The following is a 13,517-nucleotide window of genomic DNA, read 5'->3' as shown; positions in this document are numbered from 1 at the left end:
AGCTCTCCTTAGCAGAGGTAATAGCTGACGCTAATTTAGGCGTCCTCGCTGTATTTGTCGTGAATGAATTCAATAAAGCAGTTCCGGCATCGTCAAGCCTTCGGAGCGGCGATGCTCTCCCGCAGGATAAGTTTGCTGCGGATGACGGTACGCATCGCCACCGCATTTTGCGTCTGCCCGAGGGCGTTAAGCAGAAGTTCTACGGCAGCGCGCCCCATTTCCTCCACCGGCTGCTCGATCGTCGAGAGCGGCGGCGAGCAGAATTCGCAGACGGGAGAGCCGTCGAAGGAGACGATGGAGAGGTCGTCGGGAACGCTCAAGCCGGCGCGCTGAATGCGGCTCATGAATGAGATCGCCATGTCGTCGCTCGTCGCGATGACGGCTGTCGGCCTTGCCGCGAGCTTCATGAAATCATCGACCGCGCGGATACCGATCTCGAAGCCATGCTGATATTCCAGATCGCCGCCGGATCTCGACACGGCTTCCTCGGAAAGCCCCCCTGCCCGCAGCGCCTCGAGCACGCCACCGTAACGCTCGACGTCGTGATAGTTGCCTGCGGGGCCGGCGATATAGAGGAAGCGCCGATGACCGGAACGGAGCAATTCCGTCGTCGCGTCCCGTATCGCCTCCCGGTCATTGGTCACGACGCTCGGCAATCCTGCATCGCTCATGTCGAACAGCATCGAGACGATCGGCAGCCCCGAATCCGCGGGCGAACGCCCGTCGACTTCCGGAAGTTTCGATGAGAAGATGATGGCTCCCCGAACCGTTCCGCCGAAGGCAAGATCGAGGATGTGCCGTTCGGAGATCGCCTCGCGGTCAAGATTGGCGATCATCAAATTATACCCCCGCTGGATCAGGGATTTGTTGATGCTCTGCAGGACCTGCGGAATAATCTGCGAAGCGCCATAATAGGGTGATCCGGGCAGGATGATCATGATCGTATTGGATCTGCCGACCCTGAGACCACGCGCCATCGCATTGGGCGTATAGCCGAGTTGTTTGGCCGCCGCATTGATCCTGACACGTGTCTTCTCGTTGACCCGTCCGGGGTTGGCGAGCGCGCGGCTGACCGTCGATATCGCAACACCGGCGAGTCGCGCCACATCGGCCATCAATGCCGTTGACTGCTCCTCTCCAACTACATCCTTGTTTTTATTCACGTTTATTTCTCTCTCCGGGATGCTTCGATCTGCAACTCTAAGATAGGCGGTGGCTTATAGCAAACGTTTGCCAAAAATCGCTTGCCAAAAAAACCAGCTTGGCTATCATCTCCCAATGGCAAACGATTGCCATTCCTTAATGCGTTGAAAAACCATGGCTTATGAGATGCGGAACTGCTGTTCCGCACTCCGGAAAGTCGTGCCTCGAGAAATGGGATAGATATGGCTACTGCCGACCAGCTGCGCTTCGGCGTCGATCTCGTGACGTTCTTTCATCCTGGCTTCTGGGGCGTCGATAGCGATGATGCGATCGTCGCCTATGCGCGCGCCGAACCGCGCGCCTTCTGGGACAAGATCCTCGACAGCGTCCAGGCCTCCGGCGTCACCGGCGTCGAGCTGACCTTCTCGCCCTTCAACTGGCAGGATGCGATCAAGACCTATGGCTCCGTCGACGCCTTCGCGACCGAACTGGCGAAGCGCGGCCTGACGCTCTGCAGCGGCTTCTTCGCGGAACTGGAGGCGGCGGGCGATTTCACCGACCCCGAGGCCCAGCGTGCGCTGATCGACAAGGCGGAGCGCTATGCCGACTTCCTCAAAGCCTGCGGCAGCGAGATCATGGTGATCGGCGCCCCGCTTCGCCAGACGCTTGGCGCCCAGCCGGTGCAGTTTTATAATTTCGACCGCGCAAAGGCGATTGCCGACTTTCTGAACAGTCTCGGCGCGACCCTCTATGCCAGGGGCGTGCGGCTGGCGCTGCATACCGAGGCCCATTCGATTTTTGCCGGCGCGCGCGACGTCGATCTGATGATGCTTCTGACCGACCCCGCTTATGTGCATATGTGCCCGGACACGGCCCATATCATCGTCGCAGGCTCCGATCCCGTCCAGCTCGTCGATCGTCATCATGAGCGGATGATCATTGCTCATTGGAAGGATGCGATCGGCCCAATGCCCGCCGACACCCTGATCGACAAGCACATTCACGATCGCCACCGCCCCTATTTCTGCGGTTTCGGCCTCGGGCGGGTTGACTGGCCAGCCTGGATCCGGCTGTTGCGCGACCGCGCCTATGAAGGCTGGGCGATCCTCGAACTCGATGCCGCGCCGGATCCCGTCCGCGACATCGCCAATGGGCTGACGCTCGTCCGGCAGGCGCTCCTGCCGATCTATCGCTGACAATCATTCCGAAGACGACGAACGCCCCGCAAAGAGGGCATTTTCAAGAGGTGGAACTATGAAGACCATGATGAAGCTTTTTCTTGCCGGCGTGGCAGTTGCCGGCCTCTGCGCTTCGGCACAGGCCGAGGACAAGCCGACGATCGAGATCATGTCGTCCTGGACGTCGGGCGGCGAAGCAGCGGCCTTGAACGTCATCAGAAGCGAATTCGAAAAGCGCGGAGGCGTCTGGAAGGATTCGTCCATCGCCGGCTTCGGCGCGGCCGATGCCGCCTTCCAGAACCGGATCGTCGCCGGCGATGCGCCCGGCGCCAAGCAAGGCGTCATCGGCCTTGCGGCTGCGGATTTCGTCGGCCAGGGCCTGTTCAACTCGATCGACGATGTCGCCGCCGCCGGCAAATGGGCCGACGCCCTGCCGAAATCGATCACCGATCTCATTTCCTATGACGGCAAGGTCTATCTCGCGCCGACCGGCGCCCATGGCGAAAGCTGGGTCTTCTATTCCAAGGAAGCCTTCGACAAGGCCGGCATCGCCGAGGAGCCCAAGAGCTGGGAAGAATTCTTCACTGACCTCGACAAGCTGAAGGCTGCCGGCATTATTCCGGTCGCCTGGGGCGGGCAGCCGTGGCAGCAGACCAAGGTCTTCAACATGATCCTGCTTTCGCAGGTCGGGATCGACGGCTTCCTGAAGATTTATGTCGACAAGGACAAAAGCGAGGCATCGGTCGAGGGCGTGAAGAAGACCCTCGAAATCCTCGGCAAGCTGCGCGCATATGTCGATGCCGGTGCTGCCGGTCGCAATTGGAACGATGCGACAGCCATGCTGATCACCGCCAAGGCCGGCGTGCAGTTCATGGGCGACTGGGCCAAGGGCGAATTCACCGTCGCCGGCAAGGAGCCTGGCAAGGATTATGGCTGCATGATCGCGCCGGAATCGAAGGGCATGGTCTACATCGCCGACTCGCTGTGGTTCCCGAAGACCGGCAATGCGGGCACCGACAAGGCGCAGAAACTGCTCGCCGATGTCGTCATGGACCCGGCCGTGCAGGTCGAGTTCGCGCTGAAAAAAGGCTCCGTGCCGATGCGCACCGACGTCGACAAGTCGAAGCTCGATGTCTGTGCCCAGAAGGGTGCGGAGCTGATGGCTTCGGGCGCAATCGTGCCCGACCAGGCAATTGTGCTGACGCCCCAGCAGGTCGGCGCGCTCGACGACTACGTCGACGAATACTGGAGCGGCGGCTCGGATGACGCAGCCGCTGCGGCTGAAAACTTCTTCGCCATCTTCGAGTAGGATAGCGCGCGTGGCGTCGGCCCGATCCCGACGCCGCGGCTGCCCGGCCGCTGCCTTCGCGCAGCGGCGCGAGCCCTGCTTTTCATCCGTCAACGAGCTGGCCGATGTCCATCAAACGCAAGCCCAATCTTTCCGCGACCATCGCGCTGCTGCCGACATGGTTCGTCGCAATCGTGGTCTTCATCGGCACCATGGCCTGGTCGATCAGGCTATCCTTCACCAATTCGACGCTGTTTCCGTCCTCGACCTATGTCGGCTTCGCACAATATTCGAAGCTCTTCTCTTCCGCCAAATGGCTCGCTTCGCTGCATAACGTGCTGATCTTCGGCGTCCTCTACGTCGCCGGCTGCCTGCTGCTCGGCTTTCTGCTGGCTGCGGCGCTGGACCGCAAGATCCGCTTCGAAAGCGCCTTCAGGACCATCTTCCTCTATCCCTACGCCATGTCCTTCGTGGTGACCGGGCTGATCTGGCAATGGATGCTCAATCCGACGCTCGGCATCCAGGCGAGCGTGCGGTCGCTCGGCTGGGAAAGCTTCGTTCTCGACTGGGTGGTCAATCGCGACATGGCGATCTACGCGCTGGTACTCGCCGGCATCTGGCAGGGTGCGGGACTGGTCATGGTCATTGCGCTTGCCGGCATGCGCGGCATCGAGGCCGAGCAATGGAAGGCGGCACGGATCGACGGCATTCCGGTCTGGCGGATTTACGTCTCGATCATCCTGCCGCAGCTCGGGCCGGCGCTGGCGGCGGCCGGCATGCTGCTCGCCATGGGCGTGATCAAGACCTACGACATCGTCGTCGCCATGACCAATGGCGGCCCCGGCAATGCGACTGAGGTGCCGGCGAAATTCATCATGGACAATCTGTTCGGGCGCCAGAATCTCGGGCTTGCCACAGCCGGCGCGACGGTGCTTGTGCTCGGCGTCATCATCGCGGTCGCCCCTTTCCGCTATGTGATGCACATGCGCGCAAGAGTGAAGGGAGCCGCCTGATGGCCGGTCCTCATCCGAACGGCCCGAAGCCGGCACGGCTCACCGCCGGGCGCATCGGCCTTTATGCCTTCCTGGTCGTGGCAGCACTTTTCTTCCTTCTGCCGCTCTACACAATGGTCGTCACCTCGCTGAAATCCATGGACGAGATCCGGCTCGGGCAGATCTTCGCGCTGCCGGCCAGGATCGATGTCTCCGCCTGGGCGACCGCCTGGTCGGGCGCCTGCATGGGAACCGTCTGTGTCGGCATTCGCAGCGGCTTCTGGAATTCGGTGGCAATCACCCTTCCCGCGGTGGCACTCTCGGTTTTCATCGGCGCCGTCAACGGCTATGCGCTGTCGCTCTGGCGGCCGCGCGGGGCAAATGCGCTCTTTGGCCTGCTGATGGCCGGCGGCCTCATCCCCTACCAGATCTTCCTCTATCCGATGGTCCGGGCGATGGCGAATATCGGCCTCTACAATTCGCTTGCCGGCATCATTCTCGTCCATGTCATTTTCGGTCTGCCGCTAGTGACGCTGCTCTTCCGCAACTATTTCGTCAGCGTGCCGGAGGAGCTCTGCAAGGCGGCACGCGTCGATGGCGCGGGTTTCTGGCGCATCTTTTTCGAGATCATGCTGCCGATCGCCGTGCCGATGGTCGTCGTCGTTTCCATGCTGCAGTTCACCGGCATCTGGAACGACTTCCTGCTCGGGCTCGTCTTTGCCGGGCGCGACAATCTGCCGATGACCGTCCAGCTCAACAATATCGTCAACACCACGATGGGCGAGCGCACCTACAATGTGAACATGGCGGCAACGATCCTGACCGCCATCGTTCCGCTTGCCATCTATTTCCTGTCCGGCCGCTGGTTCGTGCGCGGCATCGCCGCCGGCGCCGTCAAGGGGTAACGCTTCCATGCAATCCGCCGTCTCCGTTAAGGATCTGAAGATCGCCTATGGCCACCATACGGTGATCGAAAAAATGTCGATCGATATTGCCCCGCAGGAGTTCCTGGTGCTGCTCGGCCCTTCCGGCTGCGGCAAGTCCACGCTTTTGAACGCCATTGCCGGGCTGCAGGACATTGTTGCCGGCGAGATCTGGATCTCAGGCAAGAACGTCAGCTGGGAGGAGCCGAAAGACCGCGGCATCGGCATGGTCTTCCAGTCCTACGCGCTCTACCCGCGCATGTCGGTTCGCAAGAACCTCTCTTTCGGCCTTCGCGTCGCCGGTCTGCCGAAGGCCGAGATCGAGGCCCGTGTCGCCCGCACCGCCGCTCTCCTTCACCTCGACACGTTGCTCGACCGGCGGCCGGCCGAGCTTTCCGGCGGCCAGCGCCAGCGCGTCGCCATCGGCCGGGCGCTGGTGCGCGAAGTCGATGTCTTCCTCTTCGATGAACCGCTGTCGAACCTCGACGCCAAGCTGCGCAACGAATTGCGCGTCGAGATCAAGAAGCTGCATCAGCGCCTCGGCAACACCATGATCTATGTGACCCATGATCAGGTCGAGGCCCTGACCCTTGCCGACCGCATCGCCATCATGCGCGACGGCGTCATCCAGCAGCTTGCCTCGCCGGCTGATATCTATCGCCGCCCGGCCAACCTCTTCGTCGCCGGCTTCATCGGCGCGCCGGCTATGAACTTCGTCGAGGGCCGGATCGAGCGCGGCGACAGCGCGCCGGTCTTTCGGAGCAAGGGGCTCGCCGTCGATCTCTCCGGTTATTCCTTTCAAGCAGCTGTGGCGGAAGGACCGGCAACGCTCGGCTTTCGCCCTGAGCATCTCGTGCTCGACGGGGCGGCAGCCGGCCTGCCCACCATTCCCGGCCGCGTTTCCGTCGTCGAGCCGATGGGATCCGATGCGGTCGTCTGGTTCGATTGGGCCGATCAAAGCCTCTCGCTGAGGCTGATGGGTGACGTCACCCTGCAGCCAGGCGACGCCGTGGCTCCCGGGCTCGATATCGCCAAGGCGTCGCTCTTTGGCGCCGACGGATCGCGGCTCTGATGGGCCGTCCCTTTGTTTTCTCGCAATTGCCGAAGCGCTCTGCGCCGTTTTGAGCAATCGCTTCAGGACAGGAATTGGAAAGACATGTCTGAGATCGTCTATGATGCGCTGGTGATCGGCTCCGGCGCGGCGGGTTCCGTCGCGGTCAAAGAACTGACGGCGCAAGGACTGTCGGTGCTGTTGCTCGAAGCCGGCCCCGCCGTCGGGCCTGCGGATTTCGACCCGGCGCGCAAGAAGGCGCCGGCGAGCAGCATCAATATCTGGGAGCGCGCCCGCGCCACGATCAAGGGCCAGCCGATCCAGGCGCGCGCGGCCTTTTTCACCGAGCGCTTCAGCCACTTCTTCGTCAACGACCGCAAGAACCCCTATACGACGCCGAAGGGCGAGCCCTTTCTCTGGATCCGCGGCCGCCAGGGCGGCGGGCGTCTGCACAGTTTCGGCCGTGTGCTGCTGCGCTGGACGGATGACGATTTCAAGATCCGGTCGCGCACGGGAAAGGGCGTCGACTGGCCGGTCTCCTATGACGAGCTCATGCCTTTCTACGACGAAGTGGAGACCTATCTCGGGCTCTACGGCAACAAGGACGATGTGCCGACCCTGCCGGACGGCATCTACGCAAAACCGGCAAGCCTGACGCCCGCCGAACAGATCTTCAAGCAAGCAGTTGAAAGCCGTTGGCCGGAGAGGCGAGTCGTCTCCTGGCGCTACATTGCGCCGGATGCCGAACGCATGCCGCGGCCGCTCAGGGACGCCAAGGCCACTGGCCGGCTGACGGTCCGCTACGACGCCGTCGTTCGCCGCATCACGACGGATGAGAAAACCGGCCGCGCCGCCGGCGCGGAATTCATCGACCGCAATACGGGTGAGATATCGACGGCTCGTGCCGCGACGGTCGTGCTGTCGGCCTCGCCGATCGAGAGCGTGCGGCTGCTCTTGAATTCGGCGTCGGCACGCCATCCTGACGGGCTCGGCAACAGCTCTGGCGCGCTCGGCCGCTATTTTATGGATCAACTGCCCTGCCTCGCCTTCGGGTCCTTTTCGAAGGCGAAGGGCTGGGCGCCCGACGAATCCGCTCCGGCCGACCCGTTCTACAACCCGTCGGGCGGGATCTTCATTCCCCGCTTCGGCGAGGGCGATGCCGCTCGCGGCGATTTCGATTACCAGGGCAGCGTCGGCCGGGCACCTGTTTCCGGGGAGACCGATGCGCGTCTCGCCTTCTTCGGTTTCGGCCGCATGCTGCCCTATGCCGACAACCGCATCACCCTCGACGCCAAGCGCAGGGACGCCTGGAACATTCCCGTGCCGCATATCCGCTGCGTCATGCAGGCGGAGGAGCAGGCGCTGCTCCGCCGGCAGGAGGAGACGCTGATCGCCATGGTGAGCGAAGTCGGCGGCGAGCTCGAATTCATCGGCTCGCCCACCGGCCTCAAGGAGATGGGCAAGGGCGCCTTCCCTGATGCCGATGCTTTCAGCCGCTTCATGTTCCGCACATGGTTCCGCAAGACGATGTGCATGGGCGCGGCGATCCATGAAACCGGTGGTGCGCGCATGGGCGAAAACCCGGAGGCGTCGGTGCTTAACCCCTACAACCAGGTCTGGGATACGCCGAACCTCATTGTTACCGACGCCAGCGCCTTCCCCGGCAGCGGTATCGCCGGCACGACGCTCACCGTCATGGCCCTGACACTCCGTGCCTGCCGCAACCTTGTCGACCGGTACCGGGCGGGGCAGTTGTAAGGGGCGCTTGGAACGACAGACGCGGGTAACCGTTTCAGTTCGATCAGTGGTCGTCATATAAGCTTCGCACTGACATGCTCCTGTCAACAAAAGCAGGAAGGAAAACCCATGTCTCAATCACATCAGGACCAGCTCAACCGGATAAAGGCCGAAATCGCCGACAGCTTCGATGAGGAGCTGGAAATGCAGATGGAGGAGGACCGGCTGGACGATCTGGTTGCCGAGGGAATGTCGGAACCGGCCGAGCAGACGCTCGAGCGAAAGATCTATTTCCGCGAACTCTTCCGGCTGCAGCACGAGCTGGTGCGGCTCCAGGATTGGGTCCAGCACAAGAAACTGAAAGTGGTGGTGCTTTTCGAGGGCAGGGATTCAGCCGGCAAGGGCGGCGCGATCAAGCGCGTCACCCAGAGGCTCAATCCGCGCGTCTGCCGCACCGTCGCACTGCCCGCCCCGACCGAGCGGGAGCGCCATCAATGGTATTTCCAGCGTTACGTTCCGCACCTTCCCACAGCCGGCGAGATCGTGCTCTTCGACCGCAGCTGGTACAACCGCGCCGGCGTCGAGCGGGTGATGGGGTTCTGCACCCCCGATGAACTCGAGGAGTTCTTCCGCTCGGTGCCGGAATTCGAACGAATGCTGGTCCGCTCCGGTATCGTGTTGATCAAATACTGGTTCTCGATCACCGACGAGGAGCAGGAATTCCGCTTCAAGATGCGCATCCACGATCCGCTGAAGCAGTGGAAGCTTTCACCGATGGACATGGAAAGCCGTGTCCATTGGGAGGAATATACCAAGGCCAAGGAAGAAATGTTGGCGCGCACGCACACCAAGGAAGCGCCTTGGTGGGTGGTGCAGGCCGTAGACAAAAAACGGGCCCGACTGAACTGCATCGCCCATCTTCTCGACCAGATCCCTTACGAGGATGTGCCGAAACCGGAAATCGAGTTGCCGGATCGCATCCGCCATGCCGATTACAACAGGGCGCCGGTTCCGCCTGAAATGCAAGTGCCGGAGCGCTATTGAAGGCGTGGCGCGACAGGTCGGCTGACGCAGCAGAAAATCCAGGGACCGGATGGCCCTGGATTTCCTGTATAATCCGCTAAGCGCAGCACGTGTGCCGGCCGCCGGCACGCTTCACATGCCGTCAGGCGGCGATATCGGCCATCTGGTTCAATTCCTCGATAGCTTCATCCGGCAGCATGAGCCCGGCAGCGGCGAGGTTCTCCCTGAGATGACCGACGGAGGAGGTGCCGGGGATCAGCAGGATGTTGGGCGCGCGACGCAGCAGCCAGGCGAGTGCCACCTGCATGGGTGTCGCATCGAGGCGTGCGGCGACATTGGAGAGCGTCGAGGACTGCAGCGGCGTAAAGCCCCCGAGCGGGAAGAAGGGCACATAGGCGGTGCCCTCGCGGGCGAGTTCGTCGATCAGGCGATCGTCTGCCCGATGTGCCAGATTGTACTGATTCTGCACGCAGACGATCTCGGTGATTCCGCGCCCTTCGGCGATCTGCTTCGATGTGGCATTGCTTAAGCCCACGTGGCGAACCAAGCCTTGTCGTTGGAGATCGGCAAGCACCGTCAGCGGCGCTTCGATCGACCCTTCGGCCGGGCCATGCACGTCGAACATGATCCTGAGGTTGACGACGTCAAGCACGTCAAGACCGAGGTTGCGAAGATTGTCGTGCACTGCCTGCGTCAGCTCATGGCGCGAGAAAGCCGGAATCCAGGATCCGTCCGTGCCGCGCCTGGCGCCGACCTTGGTGACGATGACGAGATCATCGCAATAGGGGTGGAGGGCTTCGCGGATGATCTGGTTGGTGACGTGCGGACCGTAGAAATCGCTGGTGTCGATGTGGTTCACACCGCTGGCGACCGCCTCGCGCAGCACCGCAAGCGCAGCGCCATGATCCCTGGGCGGGCCGAACACGCCTGGCCCGGCGAGCTGCATGGCGCCATAGCCAAGTCGCTTGACGTTGCGGTCGCCGAGATTGACGCTGCCGGCCTGATCGATAATGGACATGATCTCACTCCTTTCAAGAGATGCCGCCAAGACTACGCCTTGGCGGATCGTGTGAAAACCGGGTACAATCCGTACGAGCCGTGCGGAGTGGCGAACAGTGAAAGCAGATTTAAACGATCTCAATGCCTTTGTCGCCGTGGCGCGAGCCGGAGGTTTTCGCGAGGCGGCGCGGGCCAGCGGCAGCAGCGCCTCCTTCTTGAGCGAGGCGGTGCGTCGCCTCGAAGCTGAGCTCGGGGTCAGACTGCTCAACCGCACCACGCGAAGCGTCGTTCCAACCGAAGCGGGCAAAGGCCTGCTGGAACGGCTTGGCCCTGCTTTGACGGAGGTGGAGGCCGCGCTCGATGTAGTCAACCGATTTCGCGATAGGCCAGCCGGTTCGCTGCGGCTCAATGTGCCGGTCAGTGCGGCGCGGCTGGTGCTGCCAGCCATCGTTCCGCCATTCCTCGCCGCCTATCCCGATATTCGCCTCGAGATCGTCGCCGAGGAGAGCTTCGTCGACGTGCTTGCTGCCGGATGCGATGCCGGCATCCGCTATGACGAGCGGCTGGAGCAGGATATGATCGCGATTCCGATCGGGCCGCGCCAGCAGCGCTTTGCCACTGCCGCATCCCCCGACTATCTCGACCGTCATGGCCGGCCGCAACATCCGAGCGAACTTCTCGATCATGCCTGCCTGCTGGGCCGTTTTGACAGCGGTGCGCTGACGACGCCCTGGGAATATGAGCGGGACGGCGAAGTGGTGCGGGTCGAACCATCAGGACCACTGATCGTCAAAGTCGGCGGGGCGACCGATCTGTCTGTCGACGCCGCCATAGCGGGCACGGGCGTGATCAGCATTTTCGAAGACTGGCTGCGCCCGTATTTTGACAGTGGTGTTCTCGAGCCCATTCTCGAACCCTGGTGGCAGCGCTTTTCGGGGCCGTTTCTCTATTATCCCGGACGGCGCCTGGTGCCTGCACCGCTCCGCGCCTTCATCGATTTCGTCAAGGCGTCAGCTAACCCGGCTTGAACGAAGTTGCCGGCGTTAGAACTTGACCTCGGCATTGTCGCCCATGTCCGGTTTGCTGTTGGAGACCGCTGCGGCCGCCATTTTGATGTAGCTGATAATTGTGCCCGGGCTGTCCCAATATTCGGCCGAAGACGGGGTAATCTTCAGAATACGGATGGAAGGGTCGTCAGGGTTGTCCCACCATGCCTTTGCCGGCGTCGCCCATAATTCCCGGATCTTCTCGCGATCGTTCTGCACCTCGGCCGTTCCCGATACGGAGACATATTTCTGTCCCTTGCTGTCGGCGAAGGCGAGGCACACGTTGGGCCAGCGGGCGATCTCATCGTCCTTGTGGCTGGCGAGATCGGTTAGAAAATAGACCGCATTCTCAAGCTGTGCGCTATAGGCTGACATCGGTCGGGCGCGCAGGTCGTCGCCGTTGCGGGTCGTCAGCATGCAGAAGCCGATCCTGTCGATCAACTCCCACACGCGCGTCACATCGTCATGCTCGACCATTATTATCTCCATCTGTGCAAAAGACGGAGTAACCATCTGCTGACGTCGATGTTCCCGCGACTTACCGAGCCAACTCCCGGAAGGTAACCGAATAGCGCAGACGGTCGACGGGCGGGATGGAATGTTCCCAGAGCTTTCTTGACGCGCCGGCCAGAAGATAGGCTGAGCCGGGATCAAGCACCAGCGATTGCCTTTGCCATTTGTCGCCATTCCGACGTCTCAGCCTGAAGGTGCAGGACGAAAGCAGGGAAATGCCAATGACACGGCCGAACACCAATTTGTCCCTGTGCCAGCCGATCGGAGCCCCGGGTGCGTATTCGGTCACGAGAGCATGCTCGAGCGCCTCCGCCTCTATTCCTGCGAAACCTGCCGCGATCTCACGAATGGGTAGCAGCAATGACGGTATCGGCTCTATTTTCCTGATGCTCTGACTGTCGAAGTCATATTTCCAGCCGAAGGAAACCGTCCTGCGCTTGCCTTCGAACCCATGGAAGTCGAAGGCTTTGAACGGCAGGGCGGGTACCGCTTCGAGAACGGAGCGCTGCAGATCCGGGGGAACGACATCCGGCGAATATCGGAATCCCTCCGGAAAGCGGTCGCCGGCCTGCCCAAAGAGATCCTCCTGCCCCGTCACCATTCGTTCCTCAATGCACGCTTGGAGTTTCCGTGACCGTTGCGAAGTCTTCTGCGACCAGTTCACTAACGGCTATCAGGATTTCCTCCCGTGAAAAGCCCGTTGTCAGCGCACGCTGGATCAGGTCCTGCAGATCCGGCTCGACCACATCACGGCAATCCTCGAGGCGTTCTTCTGAAACGACAAAACTATTCGCTTCGTCCATTGTCTATCCTTTCGGGAAAGCTATCAACGCGCTGCCGTCTGCTTACGCCCGGCCAGCAGTCCTTCCCGCTGCATCTTCTTGCGTGCGGCCTTGCGCTGCCGGCTGATCGCCTGGGCTTTTTCTCTGACGCGGCGTTCGGACGGCTTCTCATAGGCGCGCCGTTCCTTCATTTCGCGGAACAGCCCTTCGCGCTGCATTTTCTTTTTCAACGCCCTCAGGGCTTGATCGATGTTGTTGTCTCTGACGAGTACCTGCATTCGCATTCTCCTTGTCTGGCCCCCTGTCTGGATGGCAGGCCGCTCCTCCGTCAGCCGCGTTTATCAGGCAATCAGGCCTGCATTCATGGCGGCTAAGAAGGGAAATCCCTTCACGCTCCAGCAGTTTGGGACAGGATCGCGACCCCTGCGCCGGCCGATCAACGACCGCAACCGCAGTCGCCATGTCGTGGTTCAAAGAAATCCTCTGACGGCTGCCGGCTAAATCAGCTTGCTGCTGGGATTGCCCATGGCCCGCCCGGATGGCGCATGCCGCCGATCCTATTGCGTTCATTCACGTGTCGGCACCGCTTGGGTGTCCGGTCAGATCGACTGCGGCCACAAGGTAGGTGCCGGCGTCACGGATTGCAATGGTGTGCAGCCGGCATACAAGCAGCGACAGAAGAGCGCCGCCGCAGCATAGTCACGAGGGAGGTTCTTTCAAGTTTACCGGGTGTAAATTGGTCCAAATTGCTTCAAATTTGATTGAAGGAGGTAACGTATTGGTCGCTTCTTAAGCGTCCATGCACGTTATGGATGAATGTTAACCTTGCGTTAAATACCCCA

At 61.5% G+C, this 13,517-nt stretch carries 14 protein-coding genes; 8 read left to right on the top strand and 6 right to left on the bottom strand.

The window, feature by feature from the left end:
* Positions 1 to 92: 92 nt before the first annotated feature.
* Positions 93 to 1,163, bottom strand: a complete 1,071-nt coding sequence (locus tag EFR00_RS01060; protein WP_077994378.1) for a LacI family DNA-binding transcriptional regulator — start codon at positions 1,161 to 1,163, stop codon at positions 93 to 95.
* Positions 1,164 to 1,385: 222 nt separating this feature from the next.
* Between EFR00_RS01060 and EFR00_RS01055 the strand changes: the two genes are divergently transcribed.
* From EFR00_RS01055 to ppk2, 7 genes are all read left to right on the top strand, one after another.
* Positions 1,386 to 2,339, top strand: coding sequence for a sugar phosphate isomerase/epimerase family protein (locus EFR00_RS01055; protein ID WP_077994382.1), 954 nt, complete (start codon positions 1,386 to 1,388; stop codon positions 2,337 to 2,339).
* A 58-nt stretch (positions 2,340 to 2,397) separates the two neighbouring features.
* Positions 2,398 to 3,630 carry an ABC transporter substrate-binding protein gene (locus EFR00_RS01050; protein ID WP_077994389.1) on the top strand — a complete coding sequence of 411 codons (1,233 nt, stop codon included), beginning with the start codon at positions 2,398 to 2,400 and terminating at the stop codon, positions 3,628 to 3,630.
* 104 nt (positions 3,631 to 3,734) lie between these two features.
* Positions 3,735 to 4,622 carry a carbohydrate ABC transporter permease gene (locus EFR00_RS01045; protein ID WP_077994391.1) on the top strand — a complete coding sequence of 296 codons (888 nt, stop codon included), beginning with the start codon at positions 3,735 to 3,737 and terminating at the stop codon, positions 4,620 to 4,622.
* Positions 4,622 to 5,506, top strand: a complete 885-nt coding sequence (locus EFR00_RS01040) for a carbohydrate ABC transporter permease (RefSeq protein ID WP_077994397.1) — start codon at positions 4,622 to 4,624, stop codon at positions 5,504 to 5,506. Before EFR00_RS01045 ends, EFR00_RS01040 begins: the two co-directional genes overlap by 1 nt.
* Positions 5,507 to 5,513: 7 nt before the next feature.
* Positions 5,514 to 6,596, top strand: a complete 1,083-nt coding sequence (locus EFR00_RS01035) for an ABC transporter ATP-binding protein (RefSeq protein WP_077994399.1) — start codon at positions 5,514 to 5,516, stop codon at positions 6,594 to 6,596.
* Positions 6,597 to 6,680: 84 nt separating this feature from the next.
* Positions 6,681 to 8,333 (top strand): GMC oxidoreductase, encoded by a 1,653-nt coding sequence (locus EFR00_RS01030; RefSeq protein ID WP_077994401.1) that lies wholly within the window; start codon positions 6,681 to 6,683, stop codon positions 8,331 to 8,333.
* A gap of 108 nt (positions 8,334 to 8,441) precedes the next feature.
* Positions 8,442 to 9,356, top strand: a complete 915-nt coding sequence (gene ppk2 / locus EFR00_RS01025; RefSeq protein WP_040113090.1) for a polyphosphate kinase 2 — start codon at positions 8,442 to 8,444, stop codon at positions 9,354 to 9,356.
* Positions 9,357 to 9,477: 121 nt separating this feature from the next.
* On the opposite strand, the gene EFR00_RS01020 is transcribed toward ppk2, so the two are convergent.
* The gene (locus tag EFR00_RS01020) at positions 9,478 to 10,353 is read right to left on the bottom strand and encodes an aldo/keto reductase family oxidoreductase (protein WP_077994404.1); all 876 of its coding nucleotides are present in this window, start codon (positions 10,351 to 10,353) and stop codon (positions 9,478 to 9,480) included.
* Positions 10,354 to 10,450: 97 nt separating this feature from the next.
* Here EFR00_RS01020 and EFR00_RS01015 point away from each other — a divergent pair, with 97 nt between their 5' ends.
* Complete coding sequence (locus tag EFR00_RS01015) at positions 10,451 to 11,362, top strand: LysR family transcriptional regulator (RefSeq protein ID WP_040143196.1); 912 nt, start codon at positions 10,451 to 10,453, stop codon at positions 11,360 to 11,362.
* A gap of 15 nt (positions 11,363 to 11,377) precedes the next feature.
* On the opposite strand, the gene EFR00_RS01010 is transcribed toward EFR00_RS01015, so the two are convergent.
* From EFR00_RS01010 to rpsU, 4 genes are all read right to left on the bottom strand, one after another.
* On the bottom strand, positions 11,378 to 11,857 hold the full coding sequence (locus EFR00_RS01010) for a pyridoxamine 5'-phosphate oxidase family protein (RefSeq protein WP_040113093.1): 480 nt from the start codon (positions 11,855 to 11,857) through the stop codon (positions 11,378 to 11,380).
* 61 nt (positions 11,858 to 11,918) lie between these two features.
* Positions 11,919 to 12,494 carry an alpha-ketoglutarate-dependent dioxygenase AlkB gene (locus EFR00_RS01005; RefSeq protein ID WP_010040593.1) on the bottom strand — a complete coding sequence of 192 codons (576 nt, stop codon included), beginning with the start codon at positions 12,492 to 12,494 and terminating at the stop codon, positions 11,919 to 11,921.
* A gap of 7 nt (positions 12,495 to 12,501) precedes the next feature.
* Positions 12,502 to 12,696: a hypothetical protein gene (locus EFR00_RS01000; protein ID WP_077994406.1), complete on the bottom strand. Its 195-nt coding sequence runs from the start codon at positions 12,694 to 12,696 to the stop codon at positions 12,502 to 12,504.
* Between the two features lie 23 nt (positions 12,697 to 12,719).
* Entirely contained in the window at positions 12,720 to 12,953 is a 234-nt protein-coding gene (gene rpsU, locus EFR00_RS00995; RefSeq protein ID WP_077994409.1) for a 30S ribosomal protein S21, read from the bottom strand.
* Positions 12,954 to 13,517 lie beyond the last annotated feature (564 nt).

This window comes from Rhizobium sophoriradicis, from assembly GCF_003939025.1.
Classification (GTDB): Bacteria; Pseudomonadota; Alphaproteobacteria; order Rhizobiales; family Rhizobiaceae; genus Rhizobium; species Rhizobium sophoriradicis.
The sequence above is the reverse complement of the archived record's forward strand: the minus strand, read 5'-3'. Positions and strand labels throughout refer to the sequence as shown.